The sequence below is a fragment of the Enterobacter sp. BWH52 genome, assembly GCF_001037565.1.
Taxonomy (GTDB): domain Bacteria; phylum Pseudomonadota; class Gammaproteobacteria; order Enterobacterales; family Enterobacteriaceae; genus Enterobacter; species Enterobacter hormaechei_C.
Genome location: NZ_KQ089858.1, coordinates 1 through 23,248, shown reverse-complemented (window position 1 = coordinate 23,248; position 23,248 = coordinate 1). Strand labels below are relative to the sequence as shown.

At 56.4% G+C, this 23,248-nt stretch carries 20 protein-coding genes, 2 tRNA genes and 1 rRNA gene; 8 read left to right on the top strand and 15 right to left on the bottom strand.

The annotated features are described in order from the left end of the window. Positions 1–6: 6 nt before the first annotated feature. The 3 genes from SK47_RS22470 to SK47_RS22460 are packed head-to-tail and all read right to left on the bottom strand — an operon-like array spanning position 7 to position 3,778. Entirely contained in the window at positions 7–2,487 is a 2,481-nt protein-coding gene (locus tag SK47_RS22470) for a fimbria/pilus outer membrane usher protein (protein ID WP_053071096.1), read from the bottom strand. Between the two features lie 4 nt (positions 2,488–2,491). Further along, entirely contained in the window at positions 2,492–3,166 is a 675-nt protein-coding gene (locus SK47_RS22465; RefSeq protein WP_022652045.1) for a fimbrial biogenesis chaperone, read from the bottom strand. Between the two features lie 30 nt (positions 3,167–3,196). After that, positions 3,197–3,778, bottom strand: a complete 582-nt coding sequence (locus SK47_RS22460; RefSeq protein WP_003860173.1) for a fimbrial protein — start codon at positions 3,776–3,778, stop codon at positions 3,197–3,199. A gap of 1,099 nt (positions 3,779–4,877) precedes the next feature. Here SK47_RS22460 and lldP point away from each other — a divergent pair. From lldP to trmL, 5 genes are all read left to right on the top strand, one after another. Continuing rightward, positions 4,878–6,533 (top strand): L-lactate permease, encoded by a 1,656-nt coding sequence (lldP, locus tag SK47_RS22455; RefSeq protein WP_003860175.1) that lies wholly within the window; start codon positions 4,878–4,880, stop codon positions 6,531–6,533. Further along, positions 6,530–7,303, top strand: a complete 774-nt coding sequence (lldR, locus tag SK47_RS22450) for a transcriptional regulator LldR (RefSeq protein WP_006808630.1) — start codon at positions 6,530–6,532, stop codon at positions 7,301–7,303. The genes lldP and lldR overlap by 4 nt, the downstream gene beginning before the upstream one ends. Continuing rightward, positions 7,300–8,487, top strand: coding sequence for a quinone-dependent L-lactate dehydrogenase (lldD, locus tag SK47_RS22445; RefSeq protein WP_032665644.1), 1,188 nt, complete (start codon positions 7,300–7,302; stop codon positions 8,485–8,487). Before lldR ends, lldD begins: the two co-directional genes overlap by 4 nt. Before the next feature lie 180 nt (positions 8,488–8,667). Continuing rightward, positions 8,668–10,008, top strand: coding sequence for an MFS transporter (locus SK47_RS22440; protein WP_022652049.1), 1,341 nt, complete (start codon positions 8,668–8,670; stop codon positions 10,006–10,008). Positions 10,009–10,053: 45 nt separating this feature from the next. Then, complete coding sequence (gene trmL / locus SK47_RS22435) at positions 10,054–10,527, top strand: tRNA (uridine(34)/cytosine(34)/5-carboxymethylaminomethyluridine(34)-2'-O)-methyltransferase TrmL (RefSeq protein WP_003860178.1); 474 nt, start codon at positions 10,054–10,056, stop codon at positions 10,525–10,527. Positions 10,528–10,565: 38 nt separating this feature from the next. Here trmL and ilvC read toward each other — a convergent pair whose 3' ends face one another. Beyond that, positions 10,566–12,041, bottom strand: coding sequence for a ketol-acid reductoisomerase (gene ilvC / locus SK47_RS22430; RefSeq protein ID WP_006808634.1), 1,476 nt, complete (start codon positions 12,039–12,041; stop codon positions 10,566–10,568). A gap of 152 nt (positions 12,042–12,193) precedes the next feature. Between ilvC and ilvY the strand changes: the two genes are divergently transcribed. Further along, positions 12,194–13,084, top strand: coding sequence for an HTH-type transcriptional activator IlvY (gene ilvY, locus SK47_RS22425; RefSeq protein WP_048245180.1), 891 nt, complete (start codon positions 12,194–12,196; stop codon positions 13,082–13,084). Here the strand turns inward: ilvY and ilvA are convergent. The 7 genes from ilvA to ilvL all read right to left on the bottom strand — a co-directional run bounded on the left by ilvA (position 13,081) and on the right by ilvL (position 19,631). Then, the gene (gene ilvA, locus SK47_RS22420) at positions 13,081–14,625 is read right to left on the bottom strand and encodes a threonine ammonia-lyase, biosynthetic (RefSeq protein WP_032660750.1); all 1,545 of its coding nucleotides are present in this window, start codon (positions 14,623–14,625) and stop codon (positions 13,081–13,083) included. The two genes, ilvY and ilvA, sit on opposite strands and share 4 nt — an antisense overlap. 2 nt (positions 14,626–14,627) lie before the next feature. Next, positions 14,628–16,478 (bottom strand): dihydroxy-acid dehydratase, encoded by a 1,851-nt coding sequence (gene ilvD, locus SK47_RS22415; protein ID WP_048245179.1) that lies wholly within the window; start codon positions 16,476–16,478, stop codon positions 14,628–14,630. Between the two features lie 60 nt (positions 16,479–16,538). Further along, positions 16,539–17,468 (bottom strand): branched-chain-amino-acid transaminase, encoded by a 930-nt coding sequence (ilvE, locus tag SK47_RS22410; RefSeq protein WP_003860182.1) that lies wholly within the window; start codon positions 17,466–17,468, stop codon positions 16,539–16,541. Positions 17,469–17,486: 18 nt separating this feature from the next. Beyond that, positions 17,487–17,750, bottom strand: a complete 264-nt coding sequence (gene ilvM / locus SK47_RS22405) for an acetolactate synthase 2 small subunit (protein ID WP_003860184.1) — start codon at positions 17,748–17,750, stop codon at positions 17,487–17,489. Continuing rightward, positions 17,747–19,393, bottom strand: a complete 1,647-nt coding sequence (gene ilvG, locus SK47_RS22400) for an acetolactate synthase 2 catalytic subunit (protein WP_048245176.1) — start codon at positions 19,391–19,393, stop codon at positions 17,747–17,749. The genes ilvM and ilvG overlap by 4 nt, the downstream gene beginning before the upstream one ends. A gap of 2 nt (positions 19,394–19,395) precedes the next feature. Next, complete coding sequence (gene ilvX / locus SK47_RS24235; RefSeq protein WP_192930497.1) at positions 19,396–19,446, bottom strand: peptide IlvX; 51 nt, start codon at positions 19,444–19,446, stop codon at positions 19,396–19,398. A gap of 86 nt (positions 19,447–19,532) precedes the next feature. After that, entirely contained in the window at positions 19,533–19,631 is a 99-nt protein-coding gene (ilvL, locus tag SK47_RS23590) for an ilv operon leader peptide (protein ID WP_001311244.1), read from the bottom strand. Between the two features lie 341 nt (positions 19,632–19,972). Between ilvL and SK47_RS22395 the strand changes: the two genes are divergently transcribed. Beyond that, positions 19,973–21,493, top strand: coding sequence for a YifB family Mg chelatase-like AAA ATPase (locus SK47_RS22395; RefSeq protein ID WP_045337103.1), 1,521 nt, complete (start codon positions 19,973–19,975; stop codon positions 21,491–21,493). Between the two features lie 29 nt (positions 21,494–21,522). Here SK47_RS22395 and SK47_RS22390 read toward each other — a convergent pair whose 3' ends face one another. Further along, complete coding sequence (locus SK47_RS22390; protein ID WP_006808641.1) at positions 21,523–21,861, bottom strand: MaoP family protein; 339 nt, start codon at positions 21,859–21,861, stop codon at positions 21,523–21,525. Between the two features lie 118 nt (positions 21,862–21,979). Between SK47_RS22390 and hdfR the strand changes: the two genes are divergently transcribed. Further along, positions 21,980–22,801, top strand: a complete 822-nt coding sequence (gene hdfR, locus SK47_RS22385; protein WP_003860190.1) for an HTH-type transcriptional regulator HdfR — start codon at positions 21,980–21,982, stop codon at positions 22,799–22,801. 100 nt (positions 22,802–22,901) lie between these two features. Here the strand turns inward: hdfR and SK47_RS22380 are convergent. The 3 genes from SK47_RS22380 to rrf all read right to left on the bottom strand — a co-directional run. Then, a tRNA-Trp gene (locus tag SK47_RS22380) sits at positions 22,902–22,977 on the bottom strand. A gap of 52 nt (positions 22,978–23,029) precedes the next feature. Continuing rightward, positions 23,030–23,106, bottom strand: a tRNA-Asp gene (locus tag SK47_RS22375). A gap of 55 nt (positions 23,107–23,161) precedes the next feature. Beyond that, a 5S ribosomal RNA gene (gene rrf / locus SK47_RS22370) occupies positions 23,162–23,248 on the bottom strand; the annotation flags it as partial.

Below are 23,248 nucleotides of genomic sequence, written 5' to 3'. Positions count from 1 at the left end.
ATTCCTCTAGTGGCACTCAAGAGACAGCGTAGCGATGCCGGGGGCCATATGAGCTTTCCCCAGTCTGAAAGGTGTCTGGCATTGCTGCTGCTCCCCGTTTTCATACCAGGTGACGCGCAGGGTGCCGCGCTCGGGTACTCCGCTCAGGTAGGCCTGACCGCCGTCAGCGACCATGCTTCGGTTTGCAGAATGGCGGTTCTGCTCCACCACTTCAGCCTGCGCGCCAAACGGCAACGGTTCACCGTGGTAGCGCAGGGAAAACAGAACGCGATAACCAATGTGGGTTTTGTAATTGGCCAGCACCACCGCGCCGCTGGTGGGAATGAGCGTCAGACCGCTCTGCTCAACGTCGACGTTCTCACCCAGCGTCGCCGTATCAAGGCTGACGGTATTTTTGCGATACGCCGAGAGCGTTGGCATGACCGCATAGCCGCGGCTGTCGGTATGGATCCCGTTGTAACCCTCCGGCTCAACGTTCGCCGCACCGGGCACGCGCAGCAGGGCGACGGTATCGCCCAGCGGCTCGCTAAGCGTGACGCCATACTGCGTGGCGATAACGCCTCCGGCGAGTCCGAGGCTCGCGTTGCTACCGCTTCGGCTGTGGTCATAACCGAGGCTGACGTTGCCGTAGCCACCGTTGTATTGCAGCGCCAGGCTGGTACTGTCGGCTTGTCCCTCGCTGGCCTTACTCTGCTGAACGCTGTAATTAAGGTTGCGATTCGCCAGCGCGCTGCCGTTGAGAGACATCTGCTGCGTGGTCATTCCACGATTGTTGTGGTTGATGAAGTAACTGACCGAGCTGTCCGGTAACCAGTGGCCAAGCGGAACATTGACGTTAAACGACACGGTGCGATCGGGATGCTGCTCACGCGCTGAGTCGGTGTAGTCATATCCCGCGCCCCAGGAAATGCCCCGCCAGCTGGTGTACCAGCCAATGTGGATGGTTTTATCCTGCCCGGACGTATGCCAGTAATCCTGCATCCATGCCGAGACGCTGAGGCTGCCGAACTGACCCAGCGTCTGTGAAAAGGTGACCTGCGAGCGGCTACGGCGATTATTGAGTTGCAGCTGTTGGCTGTCAGACTGATTCAGTTCACTAAATTCATAGTAATTGCGCGAGGCATAGCGATAACTCGCCAGGTTGAAGGCGGTGCCGGTAGCGCTGAAATCTTTCTGATACTGAATGCGCCACGCCTGCCCTATCGCGTTTTTGCCGTCGGGTAAATGGCTTTTTGCCAGCGTATCGTCAATGCCCAGCGAGCCAAATGCGCCAAACCCTCTGCCTATGCCAATTGCACCGGCCTGGTAGTTGCTCGCCGTACGAAAGCCGCCATACACCGTCATCCTGGAGAGCAGACCGTAGAAAAAAGCGCCTTCAACAAACTCAGGCGAACGCGCATCGCTGGAGCCGGAATGAAACCGTCCTGCATTGAGACTGTATTTCAGGCTGCCCTGGCGTCGCATAAACGGCACCGCAGAATAGGGTTGGGTAAAGACGCGCGTTGAGCCGTCACTTTCCGTGACCGTAACCTGTAGATCGCCGCTTTGTGCGCCGGGGAACAGATCGTTAATGATAAATGGCCCGGCGGCCACCCAGGTTTCATAGATCACATAGCCATTTTGCGAAACGGAGACTTTAGCGAAGCTGTGTGCAACGCCGCGGATGGTTGGTGCGAAGCCGCGCTGGCTGTCGGGTAACATGCTCTCGCTGGACGAGAGCTGAACCCCGCGAAACGCCACGCTATCGAAGACGTCGCCTGCGGTCCAGGCATCGCCGATCCGTAGCTGGCTGTTAAGACGGCGAATATCCCGGCTCAGCCAGCTACTTTGCGACTGAAAATGGTTGCCGCCCGCGTCGCTGTGGCTCCAGGCCGAAGTGTTGCGCAACCGCCACGCCCCCAGATTGATGCCGTTACGCAGGCTCAGATAGCTGGATGTCGTGACCCCGCTCTGATGACGGGCCTGACCGCCCGACAGACTGTAATCAGTAAATGCCGCCGGGATACCATCGTCCCACTGCGACTGCGGCACGTAGCCACGGCTGCGGTGTTTCATCGCCGCCTGCGGCAGGTTGAGAAAAAGGCGCTGTTGGTTGAAATCATAGGAGGTTCGCGCTGCCGGAATAAAATCCTCGAGGTGCGTGAACGTTTCTCCCTCCTGCAACCGGGAGAATGCAGGAATGGCCCCTACATTTACGCCAAGCGCTTCCAGCAGCGATACGCTAAAAACGGGTTGCAGGCTGCCTTTCTCATTGACGAAGGTGATCTCCTGATGCCGCTCCTCGCGTCCGTTAATCTCCAGCGTCACGAGCCAGGTGCCTGGCATCTGCCCGCCCTTTTCAGAGAAATAGTGCAGATCCGCCGTTTTCTGTTCAGTAGAGGAAAGCTCCAGCGCGGCGGGATCAAAGTAATCCTCGGCCATCCCCGCACGGCTGAAGCTAAGCAGCAACACTGAAAGCGGCGCGTAACGAAACAGGCGAAAAGGCATGATCTTAAAGAGGCTGGGTGTGGGTGGCGGTGATGGCACCAAAATCATTAATAGCCGACCAGCTTACGCCCCCGGAGGCGGACACAGGCCATTCACGGGTTTCCCCTGGACCGATCATGCCCGGCTGCTCAATTTTATGCCCGCCAACGGTCAGCCGATAAAAAGAGACGTAGTATGGCGTCGGGTTAGCGGCCTTAAGCCCTTTTCCCGTCCGCGAAAACGTTATTTTCTGCCAGGCAGTTGCAGCGTCCCCTTTTAGATTGTCCGGGCGGTAGAAAATTTTAAATTTCGATTTAACGTTAACTTGTAATTCGTTGCTGCTCTCTTTTGGCTTTGGCGCAATCGCTTTAATATCGAGCCAGAATACAGATTCACGATCTGTGGGCAGCGGAGCGCCGGTATATTGAATACGCAGCGTATTGGTCTGCTCCGGATCAAGTCTGAACAGAGGTGGCGTGACAATAAATGGCGCAGCGTTATTTTTACCCTGCCCATCCCCTTCAACCCACGACTGAATAAGATAGGGAACCGCACTTTCCATATTAGAAACAGAAAATGCCACCTCCTTGCTGTGTTGTGGGTATACGATCCGTGTTCCCCCCATTACAACGCCAGCGGAAACTGACGCAGAACTAACCATTAATGCAGTGAGCATAATATACGATAAACGTTTCATCATTATTATCTCTGGAGGTGGCTGACAGTGAAATCAGTTATAAACCATCAGGAAGTTAGAAACGGCGTTAACATCGCCGGCGTTGATTTCTGTGCCATCTTTGTCAAGTGCGGCATAGAAAGTTAATTCAGCATTGCCTTCATCATCCGGTGCGGTTGTTTCAGATACCGTACCCGGTTTAATCGCGGTGCTGCGATCGCTGTTATAAAGCTTCACGCCGACACCCGTCGCCATACCTTCACCTGGCGTAACCTGAAGCAGTGTGTCATTCACCGTATCTTTGGTTCCGTCAAACAGTACCGCAACCGATTCAACCGTCTCCGGGCAGTTTTCCACGTTGATTTTGAACTCGCGCGGCGTCGTTTCGTTGTGATCGTCAAAGTAGCTTTTTGCCCACGCCCCAAGGTCTACCGTTTTGTTTTTAGAGGCCGGAGTAATATCACAGGAAATAAGGGTAATCTTCCCGGTAAAATTGATCACCCCGCCCGTACTTTGCGAACCCGCACCGGTATCCAGAGAAGCATTAACGCCAGAATCACTGCTTGCCAGTACCGATTGAGAAGATAACAGCAGCCCCGCCGCGGCAATCGCCAGCGCCACATTTTTGATTTTCATTTGGAACACTTTCCCCTCTGTAAATTAAACAGATATAGACTTGTTGTACCAGGTACAATAACCGCTATAAGGATTTAAAAACGCCACCGAAAGGGTTTTAGCAGAATGGGTGACGCGACCTTATAGAATAAAGCAGGGTCCATCCCATGGTGATAATCCGTATATTTTCAGAAGGCCATACACAGATATCCTTCAACTGAGGAATGACTTCTGGCCGAAAATAACACTGAATACGTTGTGGTTAGTAATAAATTTAAAATCTTCTGTTACGTTGCTTCTGAATAAATAGTAAATCAAATGCCTTTTAACGTCTACGTATTGAAAAGTAATACGCCGCGCTTGTAAACATTCTGAAATTAACACTCAACTAACAAATTTAACCCCTTTCCATTGCCCTAATAATTATTAATCTGCTTTTAATACCGCAACTAAATTACAAGAGAGTTAACTGATCATTGTTTGATCAATTTATTTCAGAATATTATTAGCCAAAAAATGTCACTTCAGCAAAAAATTATTTCACTTTATCCTGAAAAATCACGGTTAAACAGGATATTTCCTTATCGATCAGCAATTGATCGTTTGTAATACACTGTTAAAATCTATATGTGAAATTTACCTTAATTAAAATTTTTTGCTACAGCTTCGATTTCGCATTTTTAACCAAAAAAAATTTTTATTTATAAGAAATATATCACTCTGATCACACATATACAGATTTTCAAAAACATAAATAAAACAAACAAACCTCATTTGATTCACGCAATATTATCACATACCCATTTTATTCAACCTCTTTTACGCGCCGTATCTGCTCAAAAGGCGAATGTAATGCCCTCCACCTGACTACCGCTCCCAACGCACGCGGTGAGTTGAACTTGCGGTTTTGGTCCTACCAATCATGCGTAAAGCTATCCATCGTTCACAGTTTCGATGCTCCACTTCACAAAAGCATTGCTGAATAGCAACACTTGGTTAACCATTTATTGCCATTAACCCTACATCACAATATTGGAAGGACCACTTTTACACTAAGTGTGACGCTGAGATGAGCAGAGACTCACCCGACGAACACCCGTGTGGTCCTCAGGAGACCTGCATGAGCCTCTGGCAACAAAACTACGATCCGGCCGGGAATATCTGGCTGTCGAGCCTGATCGCATCGCTACCGATCCTGTTCTTCTTCTTTGCGCTGATAAAGCTCAAGCTGAAGGGCTACCTTGCCGCAACGTACACCGTTGCCATCGCCCTGCTGGTGGCGCTGTTCTTCTATAAAATGCCGGTCGATCGCGCGCTGGCCTCCGTGGTGTATGGTTTCTTCTACGGCCTGTGGCCGATTGCGTGGATCATCATCGCCGCTGTCTTTGTCTACAAAATCTCGGTGAAAACCGGGCAGTTCGACATTATTCGCTCGTCGATTCTCTCTATTACACCGGACCAGCGTTTACAGATGCTGATTGTCGGTTTCTCCTTCGGGGCGTTCCTTGAAGGGGCGGCAGGATTTGGCGCGCCGGTGGCGATCACCGCCGCTCTGCTGGTCGGGCTGGGCTTTAATCCGCTGTATGCCGCTGGCCTGTGCCTGATTGTGAACACCGCCCCGGTGGCGTTTGGCGCGATGGGCATTCCGATTCTGGTGGCGGGTCAGGTGACCGGGCTGGACAGCTTCGAGATCGGCCAGATGGTGGGCCGCCAGCTGCCGTTCCTGACCATTATCGTGCTGTTCTGGATCATGGCGATTATGGACGGCTGGCGCGGCGTGAAGGAGACCTGGCCTGCGGTGATGGTAGCGGGCGGTTCGTTCGCCATTGCCCAGTATCTCAGCTCCAACTTCCTCGGCCCGGAACTGCCGGACATCATCTCTTCCCTGGTGTCGCTGGTCTGTCTGACGCTGTTCCTGAAACGCTGGCAGCCGGTACGTATCTTCCGCTTTGCTGACATGGGCGCATCGCACGTGGATCAGACGCTGGCGCGCACCGGCTATACCGCCGGACAGATTGTACGCGCATGGTCACCGTTCCTGTTCCTGACCGCCACCGTGACGCTGTGGAGCATTCCGCCGTTTAAAGCCCTGTTCGCCCCGGGCGGCGCGCTGTACGACATGGTGATTAATATCTCCGTGCCGTTCCTCGACAAAATGGTCGCCCGTATGCCGCCGGTGGTGCACGACGCCACGCCGTATGCGGCAGTGTTTAAGTTCGACTGGTTCTCAGCCACCGGTACGGCCATCCTGTTTGCCGCTATCCTTTCCGTTGTGTGGCTGCGCATGAAGCCTGCCGCCGCGGTACAGACCTTTGCGGCGACGATTAAAGAGCTGATGCTGCCGATTTACTCCATCGGCATGGTGCTGGCGTTCGCGTTTATTTCGAATTACTCCGGCCTGTCGTCGACGCTGGCGTTAGCGCTGGCGCATACCGGCCACGCGTTTACCTTCTTCTCGCCGTTCCTCGGCTGGCTGGGGGTGTTCCTGACCGGTTCAGATACGTCATCTAACGCCCTGTTTGCTGCCCTACAGGCCACGGCCGCGCAGCAGATTGGCGTCTCGGACGTGCTGCTGGTCGCTGCGAACACCACCGGCGGCGTGACCGGGAAGATGATCTCACCGCAGTCCATCGCCATTGCCTGTGCTGCGGTGGGGCTGGTAGGCAAAGAGTCGGATCTGTTCCGCTTTACCGTTAAACACAGCCTGATATTTACCTGCATGGTGGGCGTGATCACCACATTGCAGGCCTATGTCTTAACCTGGATGATTCCATGATAGTGATGCCCAGACGCCTGTCCGACGAGATTGCCACTCGCGTACGGGCGCTGATAGAAGAACAACAGCTGGAAGCGGGCATGAGATTGCCCGCCGAGCGTCAGCTTGCCGCTCAGCTTGGCGTGTCGCGCAACTCACTGCGCGAGGCGCTGGCGACGCTGGTTAGTGAAGGGGTGCTGCTGAGCCGTCGCGGCGGCGGCACCTTCGTGCGCTGGCAGCATGACGACTGGTCCGAACAAAACATCGTGCAGCCGCTGAAGACGCTGATGGAAAACGACCCTGACTACAGCTTCGACATCCTCGAAGCGCGTCACGCCATCGAAACCAGCACCGCGTGGCACGCGGCGATGCGGGCAACCGACGCCGACAAAGAGAAGCTCAAAGCCTGTTTTGAAGCCACGCAAAGCAGCGACCCGGACATCGCCTCCCAGGCGGACGTGCGGTTCCATCTGGCGATTGCCGAGGCCTCGCACAACGTGGTGCTGCTGCAAACCATGCGCGGGTTCTTCGACCTGCTGCAATCCTCCGTCAAGCAGAGCCGCCAGCGCATGTATCTGGTGCCGCCGGTGTTTGCCCAGCTGACCGAACAGCACGAGGCGGTGCTCAACGCCATTCTGGCCGGAGATGCCGAGGCCGCGCGCAAGGCGATGATGGCGCATCTCGGCTTCGTGCATACCACCATTAAACGATTCGATGAAGATCAGGCCCGACAGGCGCGTATTACCCGTCTGCCTGGCGAGAGTGATATTTCCAGGGAGAACAAAGCATGATTATTTCAGCAGCCAGTGACTATCGCGCCGCGGCGCAGCGCATTTTGCCCCCGTTCCTGTTCCACTATATCGACGGCGGGGCGTATGCCGAATATACCCTGCGCCGTAACGTGGAGGATCTGTCGGAAGTGGCCCTGCGCCAGCGCGTGCTGAAAAATATGTCTGACCTGAGCCTTGAGACGAAGCTGTTTAACGAGACGCTCTCCATGCCGGTAGCGCTCGCACCTGTCGGTTTATGTGGCATGTATGCCCGTCGCGGTGAAGTGCAGGCCGCCGCCGCCGCAGATGCCAAAGGCATTCCGTTTACCCTTTCCACCGTGTCCGTCTGCCCGATTGAAGAAGTCGCCCCGACCATCAAGCGCCCGATGTGGTTCCAGCTGTACGTCCTGCGCGATCGCGGTTTTATGCGCAACGCGCTGGAGCGCGCCAAAGCGGCGGGCTGCTCAACGCTGGTCTTTACCGTCGACATGCCAACCCCCGGCGCGCGCTACCGCGACGCCCACTCCGGCATGAGCGGCCCTAACGCGGCCCTGCGCCGTTACTGGCAGGCGGTGACGCACCCGCAGTGGGCGTGGGATGTCGGGTTGAACGGCCGTCCGCACGATCTGGGCAATATTTCGGCCTACCTCGGTAAACCGACCGGGCTGGAGGACTACATTGGCTGGCTGGCGAACAATTTCGATCCGTCGATCTCCTGGAAAGACCTGGAGTGGATCCGCGAATTCTGGGACGGCCCGATGGTGATCAAAGGGATCCTCGACCCGGAAGATGCCCGCGACGCGGTGCGTTTTGGCGCCGATGGGATCGTGGTCTCTAACCATGGTGGCCGCCAGCTTGATGGGGTGCTCTCCTCCGCCCGCGCCCTGCCGGCCATTGCCGATGCGGTGAAAGGCGATATTGCGATCCTGGCCGATAGCGGCATCCGTAACGGGCTGGACGTGGTGCGCATGATTGCGCTCGGCGCCGACAGCGTGCTGCTGGGCCGTGCTTACCTGTACGCGCTGGCCACCAGCGGCCAGGCGGGCGTGGCGAATCTGCTGAACCTGATCGAGAAAGAGATGAAAGTAGCGATGACCCTGACCGGGGCGAAGTCGATTAGCGAAATCAACAAAGACTCGCTGGTGCAGGAGCTCAGTAAGCTGCCTGCGGCGCTGGCCCCTCTTTCTCAGGGAAACGCGGCCTGATCTCCCCCGGTTAGCCTCCCCTTCTTCCGCGCCCGACTTTCCCCTCGGGCGCTTTTTTTGTCGAAAATAACACCTGCGTAACATTCTTGATAAGAAAATTTGACACACCCCGCCCCTCCGCAATTGTATAGACAAGCAAATACAAGAACACAAAAACAACATCACATCGGAGGGGAACGTATGACGTATTCAGGTCGGGTGGATATTCAGCAGGTGATCGATGAAAGTCCTTTTTCAGGGTTTCACTGGCTTCTTATTGTGCTGGGCTTTCTGGTGCTGGCGATCGATGGGTTTGATACCGCAGCGATGGGTTACATTGCGCCTACGCTGTCGACGGAGTGGGGAATACATAAACAGGATCTGGGGCCGGTGCTGAGTGCGGCGCTGCTGGGGCTGTCGCTGGGAGCACTGATTGCAGGTCCGGTATCGGACCGGATGGGACGCAAGCGCGTGCTGGTCTTTTCGTGTCTGTTCTTCGGCCTGGCGAGCCTGGGCACGGCCTGGGCGCAAAGTCTGAATACCCTGACGCTATGGCGATTTCTGACCGGTCTCGGGCTGGGCGCCGCGATGCCTAACGCCATCACGCTGATCTCAGAGTTTGCCCCCCAGCGCTGCCGCGCCATGGCAATTAACACCATGTACTGCGGCTTTCCGCTGGGTGCGGCGGGCGGCGGGGCGATCTCGTCCTGGCTTATCCCTCACCATGGCTGGCGAAGCGTGCTGCTGACCGGCGCGATTGCGCCGCTGATTTTAACGGTGCTGCTGGCGCTGCTGTTGCCGGAGTCGGTGAAGTTTCTGGTGCAGCGCGGGAAAGACATCGCCCAGGTTCGCCGCATCGCCAGCCGGTTCGCCCGCAGCACGCTGGATAGCGTCACGGGCTTTTTCCTGACAGAGGAAAAAGTCGCGTCGAAAAAAGGCAGCGTGTCGCAGCTGTTTTCCATGCCCTGGCTACCCGGCACCCTGATGCTGTGGGTCACCTACTTTATGGGATTGGTGATTTATTACGTCCTGCTGAGCTGGATGCCGACGCTGATGCAGGGGATGGGGTATGCGCTGGCGGAATCCGCCTGGCTCACCTCGCTGTTCACCTTCGGCGGCACCGCTGGCATTTTGCTCGCGGGCTGGATGATGGATCGCTGGGAAGCGCACAAGGTGGTCGCGTGTGGTTTCGTGCTGACGATGGGCCTGATTCTTTTACTCGGCATTGAGCATAACCATATCGCCCTGTTTGGCGGGTTAATTTTCCTGATGGGGATCGCGATGAACGGCGCGCAGTCGGGCATGCAGACCCTGGCCGCCACCTTTTACCCTACCGAGTGCCGCGCGACGGGTATCGCCTGGATGCAGGGGATCGGCCGCTTCGGCGGCGTGGCGGGCACCATGACCAGCGCCCAGCTTCTTTCCATGCAGTGGCAGGCAGACAGTATTTTAATGATCCTCAGCGTGCCTGCTCTCGTGGCCGCGGCGGCAACCGTCTACAAAATGCTGTATAGCCGCGCGCAGGAGCCGGGCGTCGCCTAGTCCCTCTCTTTTCTGCTATTCTGCCCCCGCAATTAAGGGGGCAGCATGCTTAACATCGTCTTATTCGAACCAGAAATTCCGCCGAACACCGGCAATATTATCCGCCTGTGCGCCAACACCGGTTTTCGTCTGCACATCATTGAGCCGATGGGCTTTACGTGGGACGACAAACGTCTGCGCCGCGCGGGGCTGGACTACCATGAGTTTACCGCCGTCGTTCGTCATCACGATTACGCCGCGTTTCTGGGATCCGAAAAACCACAGCGCATGTTCGCCCTGACCACCAAAGGCACGCCAGCGCACAGCGCCGTAAGCTATCAGGACGGGGATTATCTGATGTTTGGTCCGGAAACCCGCGGCCTGCCGGCCACCATTCTGGATGCCCTGCCAGCCGAGCAGAAAATTCGTATTCCGATGATGCCGGACAGCCGCAGCATGAACCTGTCGAATGCGGTGTCGGTGGTGGTGTATGAGGCGTGGCGCCAGCTGGGTTATCCCGGCGCGATACTGCGTAGCTAAAACAGTTCGGGTGGCTTGCGCCACCCGATTCATCGTGTTTAGCCTGCTACCGCGATACGTTTCATATCGGTCATGTAGCCACGCAGTTTCTGGCCCACTTTCTCGATTTCGTGGCTGCGGATCGCTTCGTTAACGTCACGAAGCTGCGCGTTATCAACCGCACCTTCCGCAATCGCCTGGCCCAGATCGCCCGCTTGCAGGGTGGTCATGAACTCTTTCAGCAGCGGTACGCAGGCGTAAGAGAACAGGTAGTTACCGTACTCGGCGGTATCGGAGATCACCACGTTCATCTCATACAGACGCTTACGGGCGATGGTGTTTGCGATCAGCGGCAGCTCGTGCAGCGATTCGTAGTACGCAGACTCTTCAATGATGCCGGAATCCACCATAGTTTCGAACGCCAGCTCAACGCCTGCTTTCACCATCGCAATCATCAGGACGCCTTTATCGAAGTACTCCTGCTCGGTGATCTTGCCGTCGTACTGTGGTGCGGTTTCGAACGCGGTTTTACCGGTCTCTTCACGCCAGGTCAGCAGTTTCTTATCGTCGTTCGCCCAGTCTGCCATCATGCCGGAGGAGAACTCGCCGGAGATGATGTCGTCCATATGTTTCTGGAACAGCGGCGCCATGATGGTTTTCAGCTGTTCAGAGAGTGCGAACGCGCGCAGTTTTGCCGGGTTGGACAGACGGTCCATCATCAGCGTAATGCCGCCCTGCTTCAGCGCTTCGGTGATGGTTTCCCAGCCGAACTGAATCAGTTTTTCCGCGTATGCCGGATCGGTGCCTTCCTCCACCAGCTTGTCGAAGCACAGCAGAGAGCCAGCCTGGAGCATGCCGCACAGGATAGTCTGCTCGCCCATCAGGTCAGATTTCACTTCCGCAACGAAGGAAGATTCCAGTACGCCCGCACGATGGCCGCCGGTGGCCGCTGCCCAGGCTTTGGCAATCGCCATGCCTTCGCCTTTCGGATCGTTTTCCGGGTGAACGGCGATCAGCGTCGGTACGCCGAAGCCACGTTTGTACTCTTCACGCACTTCCGTACCCGGGCACTTCGGCGCCACCATCACTACGGTGATGTCTTTACGGATCTGCTCGCCCACTTCAACGATGTTGAAGCCGTGGGAGTAACCCAGCGCGGCGCCGTCTTTCATCAGCGGCTGTACGGAACGCACAACGTCAGAGTGCTGCTTGTCCGGCGTCAGGTTCACCACCAGATCCGCCTGCGGGATCAGCTCTTCGTAGGTGCCCACTTTGAAGCCGTTTTCGGTCGCTTTACGCCATGAAGCGCGTTTCTCGGCAATCGCTTCTTTGCGCAGGGCGTAGGAGATATCCAGCCCGGAGTCACGCATGTTCAGGCCCTGGTTCAGACCCTGTGCGCCACAGCCGACAATGACCACTTTTTTACCCTGAAGGTAGCTCGCGCCATCAGCAAATTCATCGCGCGCCATGAAGCGGCATTTGCCCAGCTGCGCCAGCTGCTGGCGCAAGTTCAGTGTATTAAAGTAGTTAGCCATGGGTGATACCTCGTGATGTTGTGTGTCTTATTGTTCGGTTCGCGTTTCAGCGAGAATGTACCCACATTACAACAGGAAATTTATTGCGGAAATTGATATATTCACAACGTCACATTGCAATTTATGCAATGTAAAAAGAGGGAGTGGAATCGGTGGATTTACGCGATCTGAAAATGTTCCTGCACCTGGCGGAAAGCCGTCACTTTGGCCGTAGCGCCCGGGCGATGCACGTCAGCCCCTCCACGCTGTCGCGCCAGATCCAGCGCCTTGAGGAAGACCTCGGCAAGCCGCTGTTCGTGCGCGATAACCGCACCGTCACCCTCACGGAAGCCGGCGAAGAGCTGCGCATCTTTGCCCAGCAAACCTTGTTGCAGTATCAGCAGCTGCGGCACACCATCGACCAGCAGGGGCCGTCGCTTTCCGGCGAGCTGCATATTTTCTGTTCCGTGACCGCTGCCTACAGCCATCTTCCCCCCATTCTTGACCGCTTCCGCGCGGAACATCCGTCGGTTGAAATTAAGCTCACCACCGGCGATGCCGCCGACGCGATGGAAAAAGTGGTCACGGGCGAAGCGGATCTGGCGATTGCCGGAAAACCGGAAACGCTGCCGGGGGCGGTGGCGTTCTCGATGCTGGAGAATCTGGCGGTGGTGCTGATTGCCCCGGCGCTGCCCTGCCCGGTGCGTAACCAGGTCTCGGTAGAAAAACCGGACTGGTCGACGGTGCCGTTTATCATGGCCGATCAGGGGCCGGTGCGCCGCCGCATCGAGCTGTGGTTCCGCCGTCAGAAAATCAGCAACCCGTCGATTTACGCTACCGTCAGCGGCCATGAGGCGATGGTGTCGATGGTGGCGCTTGGCTGCGGCGTGGCGCTGCTGCCGGAAGTGGTGCTGGAAAACAGCCCGGAACCGGTGCGCAACCGCGTGATGATTCTGGAGCGCAGCGACGAGAAGACGCCGTTTGAGCTGGGCGTGTGCGCACAAAAAAAGCGGCTGCATGAGCCGCTTATTGATGCGTTCTGGACGATATTGCCGAACCACTAGCCAGCCAGAAAGAACCTGAAAGCCGGGTTATGGGTTTCGTCATGACATTCATAGCCCAGTTCGTTCAGGCGCGTTTCGAAATCCGGCTCGTGCTCGCCCAGTTCGAACGCCGCCAGCACGCGCCCGTAGTCGGTGCCGTGGCTGCGGTAGTGGAACAGGGAGATGTTCCAGTGCGTGCCGAGCGTGTGCAGGAACTTGAGCAGCGCGCCCGGTGATTCCGGGAACTCGAAGCTGAACAGGCGTTCCTGGAGCGGCTTGGAAGGACGGCCGCCGACCATGTAACGCACGTGCAGCTTCGCCATCTCATCGTCAGAGAGATCGACCACGCTGTAGCCGCCGTCGTGCAGCAGGCTGAGGATCTCTTTGCGCTCCTCCACGCCACGGCTCAGACGCACGCCGACAAAAATGCAGGCATCTTTCGCATCGGCAAAGCGGTAATTGAACTCTGTTACCGAACGGCCGCCCAGCAGCTGGCAGAACTTCAGGAAGCTGCCCTTCTCTTCCGGAATGGTCACCGCCAGCAGGGCTTCACGCTGCTCGCCCAGCTCACAGCGTTCGGACACGTAGCGCAGGCCGTGGAAGTTCACATTGGCGCCGGAAAGCACGTGCGCCAGACGCTCGCCGCGAATGTTGTGCTGGGCGATGTATTTCTTCATCCCCGCCAGCGCCAGCGCGCCGGAGGGTTCCGCCACCGCACGCACGTCTTCGAACAGATCTTTCATCGCCGCGCAGATAGCGTCGCTGTCGACGGTGACGATATCGTCGAGATACTCCTGGCACAGGCGGAACGTTTCGTCGCCAATGCGCTTCACCGCCACGCCCTCGGCAAACAGCCCGACGCGCGGCAGATCCACAGGATGCCCGGCATCCAGCGCCGCTTTCAGGCAGGCGGAGTCTTCCGCTTCCACGGCAATGACTTTGATCTGCGGCATGAGCTGTTTGATCAGCACCGCCACACCAGCGGCTAAGCCGCCGCCACCCACCGGGACGAAAACGCGGTCGAGATGGGCGTCCTGCTGCAACAGCTCCAGCGCCAGCGTACCCTGCCCGGCAATCACCATCGGGTGGTCGAACGGCGGCACCCAGGTGAACCCCTGCTGCTGCGCCAGCTCAATCGCTTTGGCTTTGGCTTCGTCAAAGTTAGCCCCGTGGAGCAAGACTTCTCCGCCGAAACCGCGCACCGCGTCGACCTTGATGTCTGCGGTAGCAACCGGCATCACGATCAGCGCCTTCAGCCCCAGACGCGCCGAGGAAAACGCCACGCCCTGCGCGTGGTTGCCCGCCGACGCGGTAATCACCCCGCGCGCTTTCTGCTCGTCCGTCAGCCCGGCCATCATCGCGTAGGCTCCGCGCAGCTTGAAGCTGTGCACCGGCTGCCTGTCTTCACGCTTCACCAGAATGACGTTGTCGAGGCGCGAGGAGAGTTTTTCCATTTTTTGCAGGGGCGTGACCTGCACGGCTTCATAGACCGGCGCGCGTAGCACCGCTCTCAGGTATTCCGCCCCCTCAGGGGCGGCGGATAAGGGTTGTGACTCGGCCATCGTTAGCCCCCCAGTTTAGATTTATCGCGCACCGCGCCTTTATCTGCACTGGTTGCAAGGCTCGCGTAGGCGCGCAGGGCGAAGGAGACTTCGCGCTGGCGATCTTTCGGCGTCCAGGCTTTGTCGCCGCGGGCTTCCTGCGCTTCACGACGGGCCGCAATCTCCTGGACACTCAGCTTCAGCTGAATGCCGCGGTTCGGAATGTCGATTTCGATCAGGTCGCCATCTTCGATGATCGCGATGTTGCCGCCGCTTGCCGCTTCCGGGGAGACGTGACCAATGGAGAGGCCTGACGTGCCGCCAGAGAAACGACCATCGGTGATCAGCGCGCAGGCTTTGCCGAGGCCCATCGATTTCAGGAAGGTGGTCGGGTAGAGCATCTCCTGCATGCCGGGACCGCCTTTCGGTCCTTCGTAGCGAATGACCACCACGTCGCCTTCTACCACTTTGCCACCGAGGATGGCGTCTACCGCTTCGTCCTGGCTTTCATACACTTTTGCCGGACCGGTGAATTTCAGGATGCTGTCGTCCACGCCAGCGGTTTTCACGATACAGCCATTTTCCGCAAAGTTACCGTACAGCACGGCCAGGCCGCCGTCTTTGCTGTAGGCATGTTCCAGCGAGCGAATGCAGCCTTCGGCGCGATCGTCATCAAGCGTGTCCCAACGGCAATCCTGCGAGAACGCCTGGGTGGTACGGATGCCCGCCGGACCGGCGCGATACATGTTTTTCACCGCGTCGTCTTTGGTCAGCATCACGTCGTACTGCTCCAGCGACTCCGGCAGCGTCAGGCCGAGCACGTTTTTCACGTCGCGGTTAAGCAGCCCGGCGCGATCCAGCTCGCCGAGAATACCAATCACACCACCCGCACGGTGGACATCTTCCATGTGGTACTTCTGGGTACTCGGCGCGACTTTACACAGCTGCGGCACTTTGCGGGAGAGCTTGTCGATGTCGCTCATGGTGAAGTCGATTTCAGCTTCCTGCGCGGCGGCCAGCAGGTGGAGAACGGTGTTGGTGGAGCCGCCCATGGCGATATCCAGCGTCATGGCGTTTTCGAACGCCGCTTTACTGGCGATGTTGCGCGGCAGCGCGCTGGCATCGTCCTGCTCGTAGTAGCGTTTGGTCAGCTCAACGATGCGCTTGCCCGCGTTAAGGAACAGCTGTTTACGGTCGGCGTGGGTCGCCAGCAGCGAGCCGTTGCCCGGCTGAGAAAGGCCCAGCGCTTCGGTCAGGCAGTTCATGGAGTTGGCGGTGAACATCCCGGAACAGGAGCCGCAGGTCGGGCACGCGGAGCGTTCCACCTGGTCGCTCTGCTCGTCAGAGACTTTCGGGTCCGCGCCCTGGATCATCGCATCGACCAGGTCGAGCTTGATGATTTTGTCGGAAAGCTTGGTTTTCCCCGCTTCCATCGGGCCGCCGGAAACGAAGATCACCGGAATGTTCAGACGCAGGGAGGCCATCAGCATCCCCGGGGTGATTTTGTCGCAGTTGGAGATACAGACCATCGCATCGGCGCAGTGGGCGTTAACCATATACTCCACCGAGTCGGCGATCAGCTCGCGCGACGGCAGCGAATAGAGCATCCCTCCGTGGCCCATTGCGATACCGTCATCCACCGCAATGGTGTTGAACTCTTTCGCCACGCCGCCGGAGGCTTCGATTTGCTCGGCAACCAGCTTACCGAGATCGCGCAGGTGTACGTGGCCCGGCACAAACTGGGTGAAGGAGTTCACCACGGCGATAATTGGCTTGCCGAAATCGGCGTCGGTCATTCCGGTGGCGCGCCACAGTGCGCGGGCACCCGCCATATTACGGCCGTGGGTGGTGGTGGCTGAACGATACTTAGGCATGCTTTATTTACTCCCGTCTGACTATTTAATGGGACGGTGCGTGCCGTCCCAAATTTATATTTAGTGATTAACCTGATCCAACCAGCCGTATTTATCTTCTGTCTCGCCGGTGAAGAGGCCAAAGAACGCTTGCTGAATGCGTTTGGTCACCGGGCCACAGCGGCCTTCGCCCACCTGAATGCCATCGACGCTACGCACCGGCGTAATTTCAGCCGCGGTACCGGACATAAACACTTCGTCAGCCAGGTACAGGGATTCGCGGGACAGCACCTGCTCGCGCACTTCGATACCCAGATCTTTTGCCAGCTTGATGATGGCGTCACGGGTGATGCCTGGCAGCGCGGACGAGGTAAACGGCGGGGTGAAAAGAATGCCGTCTTTTACTTCAAACAGGTTTTCGCCCGCACCTTCGGAGATGTAGCCATTCACATCCAGCGCGATACCTTCCTGGTAACCGTGACGGCGCGCTTCGCTGCCGACCAGCAGTGAGGACAGGTAGTTACCGCCCGCTTTAGCCGCAGTCGGGATAGTATTTGGCGCCACGCGGTTCCAGGAAGAAACCATTGCGTCGATCCCCTGATCCAGTGCTTCCGCGCCCAGGTAGGCGCCCCACGGGAACGCAGCAATAATCACATCGGTGTTATAGCCAGCGGGCGGGTTGACGCCCATGCCGACATCACCCACGAAGACCAACGGACGAATATAGGCGCTGGTCAGTTTGTTCTGGCGAATCACCTCGCGGCAGGCTTCCATCAGCTCATCAACGCTTTGGGAGACCGGGAAACGATAAATTTTGGCTGAGTCATGCAGACGCTGCATGTGTTCACGGTGGCGGAACACCACTGGTCCTTTGTGAGAGTCGTAGCAACGGATCCCTTCAAACACGGAGGTGCCGTAGTGCAGCGCGTGGGACATCACGTGAACTTTCGCGTCTTCCCAGCGAACCATCTCACCATTGAACCAAATGTAATCAGCTTTTTTTGTCGTCATTTTTTCGTCCTGTCACGCTTAAGCGCGGATTTGTTGTGATGTGGTTGTGCTCTGGCAGATGGCAACATGGGCAACGTCTACCAGTTTTGATAACTGACTAAACAGTAAGTCGACCGGCCGCGGGCTGGCAACGGTTAATTCGATACTGATGTTTTGCGCGTCGGTGGCCGTTTCCATATTCATAGAGCAAATCTGAAAACCACGATGACGCACCACACGCAAAACGCGTTCTAATGTTTCCGGGTTGAAGCGAGCCTGCACGGCGACCTGATGTTGCATCATGATAATTTCTCCAGCATTTGTGAGTTACTGGCACCGGGCGGTACCAACGGCCAGACGTTCTCAAGCTCATCGATTGAGACATGAAGCAGGTATGGGCCTTCGCTTGACAGCATGGTGTCGAGTGCCGCTTCAACCTGGTCTTTACGGGTGATGTGCTGGCCAGGAATGCCGAAGGCGCTGGCCAGGGTGAGGAAATCGGGGTTATCGGTCAGGGTGGTTTCACTGTAACGTTCCTGGAAGAACAGCTGTTGCCACTGGCGAACCATCCCTAAACGCTGGTTATCGAGCAACACGATCTTCAACGGTAACTGCTTGCGCTTCACGGTGCCGAGCTCCTGAACGTTCATCATGAAGGAGCCGTCACCGGAGATACAGATAACGGTATCGTTCGGGCGGGCAACCTTTGCACCAACGGCGGCTGGCAGACCGAAGCCCATCGTCCCTAACCCGCTGGACGTGATGAAGTTTTCCGGACGGGTGTAGGTCATGTGCTGGGCAGACCACATCTGATGCTGGCCGACATCGGTCGTCACCACGCTGTCGGCGGGCTTACGGTCGGACAACTGCTTCAACAGCAGCGGCGCGTAGATGGCCTCGCCGGGGTGGTCGTAACGCCAGGCGTGTTCAGCGCGCATATCGGCGGTGTGCTGACGCCATGGGTTAATATCCAGCGGCTGCTCCAGGGCCGGTAACAGCGCGTTAAGATCGCCCTGCAACGCGACATGCGCCTGACGCAGTTTGTTCATCTCCGCCGGGTCGATGTCCATATGGATCACTTTGGCGTTTGGCGCGAAGGTGTTCAGCTTGCCGGTGACGCGGTCGTCAAAACGGGCGCCGACGGCGATGAGCAGGTCACACTCCTGCACCGCCAGGTTTGCCGCTTTGGTACCATGCATCCCCAGCATGCCCAGATAGTAGGGGTAATCAGCATCTACCGCACCCAACCCTTTCAGCGTGCAGGTGGCAGGCATTTGCGTTGCCGCGATAAATTCGCGCAGGGCAGGAACCGCCTGCGCCATACCTACGCCACCACCAACGTACAGCATCGGTTGTTTGGCCTGCACCATCATCTGACGCGCCTCTTCCACCTCTGCATGCGGGAATGCATCATCGCTTTTCACGGTAGAGAAATGCGGTTCCAGATCGCCGAGTGCAACCTGGATATCTTTCGGGATATCAACCAGAACCGGGCCAGGACGGCCAGAGCTGGCAACCTCGAACGCTTCGGCCATCACCCGCGGCAGCTCTTCAAGAGACTGAACGAGGAAGCTGTGTTTGGTGCAGGCCAGCGATAAACCGAGCACATCCACTTCCTGGAAGGCATCGGTGCCGATGAACGGAGAGGCAACCTGTCCGGTGATGGCAACAACGGGAACAGAATCCAGCAGTGCATCAGCAAGACCGGTGATCAGGTTCGTTGCGCCCGGACCTGAGGTCGCCATACAGACACCGGTTTTACCGGTGGCACGGGCATAACCGATGGCGGCCATCGCTGCGCCCTGCTCGTGTCGGCACAACAGGTGCTCCACGCCGCCGTCATACAGTGCATCGTAAATCGGCATAATTGCGCCACCCGGATAACCGAATACTGTCTCGACTCCCTGCGCGCGCAACGCATGTACTACCCACTGTGCCCCATTCATAGTTAGTTCCCCGTCATAAATCGGGAGAAACAGAATTTTGTGCTACTTGTCATTCTCTGCTCCTCATTTCCGTTTTTTAGTCATAAAAAAACCCCCGGACCTTTCGGTGCGGGGGTCTTAGTTCGTTAAGGCTTGATTTCTAAGCCTTTCCTCGTCCAAGTGCAGCCCCGCACGGTGGGATAATAATCACCACCACGCTAATCACGACCAGGCTAATCACTCGTAGAAGGGCTGTCATTTTCAGTTCTTTTTGCATCTTGTTCGAAGGAATACCTAAAGAGTTACCACAGATATTTCATCTGACACAAGATTTTTTTATGACCTGTTTCTGTAGCAGGCGAACTATTTCTTTCAAAATCGTTGTTTTATATAGGGAAAAAATAGAAATGAAGATTTTTCATTTTTTTTGTCCTGTTTCATCAGGCAAGGCGCGCATGATTCCTTTTCTGCGAGGCCGATTCCACCGACATGTAATGATTACATTTAGGCGCTAAAAGGCTGGAACGAGCACCGTAATTCAGTGAATTAGCGCTAAACAGGAAAAAATGATGCTGGCATAGTCACCGCCAAGGAGGGCTTATGTCACTGTCAGTTGTTTATACACGCGCGGCCATCGGCGTGAAGGCACCGCTTATTTCTGTAGAGGTTCATTTAAGTAATGGACTGCCCGGACTGACGCTGGTCGGCTTACCAGAAACGACCGTTAAAGAGGCGAGGGATCGCGTGCGCAGCGCAATTATTAATAGCGGTTATGCTTTTCCGGCGAAGAAGATCACCATCAACCTTGCGCCCGCCGATTTGCCAAAGGAGGGAGGGCGATATGATTTACCTATTGCTATAGCGCTTCTCGCGGCTTCTGAACAGCTCAATACGCCAGGGCTAAGCTCGTGCGAGTTCGTGGGTGAATTAGCGCTTACAGGCGCGTTAAGAGGCGTTCCCGGAGCAATCTCGGGTGCGCTTGAAGCCATACGCGCGGGAAGACAAATCATTGTGGCCAATGAAAATGCCTCTGAAGTAAGCCTTATCGCCGAAAAGGGATGTCTTGTCGCGGGACATTTGCAGGAGGTTTGCGCCTGGCTGGAAGGCCGACACGAGCTTGCCGAGCCGCAGGAGAATGACGAGGTGGCGCCAGATTCGCCCGAGGATCTCAGCGATATTATGGGTCAGGAACAGGGTAAACGAGCGTTAGAGATAACGGCCGCGGGTGGGCATAACCTGTTACTGATAGGTCCGCCAGGCACGGGGAAAACGATGCTGGCGAGCAGATTGAGCGGCCTGTTGCCACCCCTCAATAATCACGAAGCGCTGGAAAGCGCCGCGATATTTAGCCTGGTCAGTTCTACGTCGCTGCATAAACAGTGGCGCCGCCGTCCCTTCCGCTCTCCACACCACAGTGCGTCTCTTACCGCGATGGTGGGCGGGGGTTCGATCCCCGGGCCGGGTGAAATCTCACTGGCGCACAACGGCATTCTGTTTCTGGATGAATTGCCAGAGTTTGAACGCCGCGTGCTGGATGCATTGCGGGAGCCGATTGAATCCGGCGAAATCCATTTGTCTCGTACACGGGCCAAAATAAGCTACCCTGCGCAGTTTCAGCTGGTCGCCGCGATGAACCCTAGCCCTACGGGTCATTATCAGGGCAATCATAACCGCTGTACGCCGGAGCAGACGCTGCGCTATCTAAGTAAGCTGTCCGGCCCCTTCCTCGACCGTTTTGATTTATCTCTCGAGATCCCCCTGCCACCGCCCGGTCTGCTGAGGCAAACCGGTATTAAGGGCGAAAGCTCAGCAACTGTGCGTGAACGGGTTATTGCGGCGCAGGCGCGGCAGTATGTTCGTCAGAACAGGCTGAATGCCCGGCTGGATAACAGCGGGATCCGACAGTTTTGTTCTCTCAACGCTGAAGATGCGGGCTGGCTGGAAGAGACACTGACGCGGTTTGGGCTATCCATTCGCGCGTGGCAGCGTTTGTTGAAAGTTGCGCGCACGGTCGCCGACGTGGAGGGCTGCCCCGGAATAGAGAGGCGGCATTTGCAGGAGGCATTAAGTTACCGTGCGATCGATCGGCTGCTGTTGCATCTGCAAAAAATGCTGGCGTAAAAAAAAAGGGGCCGTAGCCCCTTCTCTTCTTAATCGTCAGACTCGGTGTAGTCTTCTGCACCTTCCATCTGCGGCTTGCCGCCAGACAGCGTATGGAAACGCTTAGGACGCTTAATGCGAGCCATATACTTGATCCATACACGTTCTGCATCAGATTGCGGCTCACGCTCACCACGGCAAACAGAGACAAACTGTTTTTCATCTTCGGTTGCCGGTTCACGTTTACCCAGATCCAGCTCGTTAAAGGCATAACCATGGCGCTCAAGAAGTTGAGCTTCTTTGATAGTGAAATCGCCGTGACGAGAGAACCCGCGCGGATAATGTTTATTGTCGAAAAAACGATTAGTCGTCGTAAAGCTTTCCGCCATCCTACACGCTCCTAATTCTTTGGCCGAGCTATTTATGGCGCGGAGTATTAGTTACGCTTGACAGAGTGTAAAACAAAACATTTAAATCATAACGACAAATAATTTTGCGGAGAAAGATGTGGATACGGAATTGCTAAAAACTTTCCTCGAAGTGAGCAGAACGCGACACTTTGGGCGAGCAGCTGAAGCCCTCTACCTGACGCAGTCAGCAGTCAGTTTTCGTATTCGACAGCTGGAAAATCAATTGGGTGTGAACCTTTTTACCCGCCATCGCAACAATATTCGTTTAACCCCGGCCGGTGAAAAGCTATTGCCTTATGCAGAAACCCTGATGAATACCTGGCAGGCAGCGCGGAAGGAGGTTGCGCACACCTCCCGGCATAATGAATTCTCGATCGGTGCCAGCGCTTCACTATGGGAATGCATGCTCAGCCAGTGGCTTATGCGGCTATATCGCTCACACAACCATCTGCAATTTGAGGCGAGGATTGCGCAACGCCAGTCGCTGGTTAAGCAACTCCACGAGCGGCAGCTTGATCTCCTGATCACCACAGAAGCGCCCAAGATGGACGAATTTAGCAGCCAGATTGTTGGACAGTTTAGCCTGGCGCTCTATGCATCCGAGCCTGCAATGATGAAGGCCGACCTGAATTATTTACGCCTGGAATGGGGGCCTGATTTTCAGCAGCACGAGACGGGGTTAATTGCCAGCGATGATATCCCGCAACTCACGACAAGCTCTGCGGAGATCGCATGCCAGCATCTTCCCGCATTGAAAGGCTGTACATGGTTACCTGTTCGCTGGGCGGATAATAAACCCGCACTCCATGTTGTCACCGATTCGACAACTCTCTCCAGGCCGCTGTATGCCATTTGGCTGCAAAACAGCGATAAGCAGTCGCAGATAAAAGATCTGTTAAAAACCAGCATACTGGATTAACGCAAAAGCCTGCGGAAACGCAGGCTGCTTATTCTTCAGGAAGGTGTTGAGCTGTTTTGCAGGCAAAAAAAAATCCTTTGCCGAAGCAAAGGATTCTATATGGCAGGGGCGGAGAGACTCGAACTCGCGACACCCGGTTTTGGAGACCGGTGCTCTACCAACTGAGCTACGCCCCTAAAGTTTTTGCCATTAAGCCTGCCGAAAGGGCAGGCTTAATGTCTTAATAAGTGGCGGAACGGACGGGACTCGAACCCGCGACCCCCTGCGTGACAGGCAGGTATTCTAACCGACTGAACTACCGCTCCACCGAATACTTCTGTAACCACCGGATTAATGCACCGGCTTACTACTTAATTTGATGCCTGGCAGTTCCCTACTCTCACATGGGGAGACCCCACACTACCATCGGCGCTACGGCGTTTCACTTCTGAGTTCGGCATGGGGTCA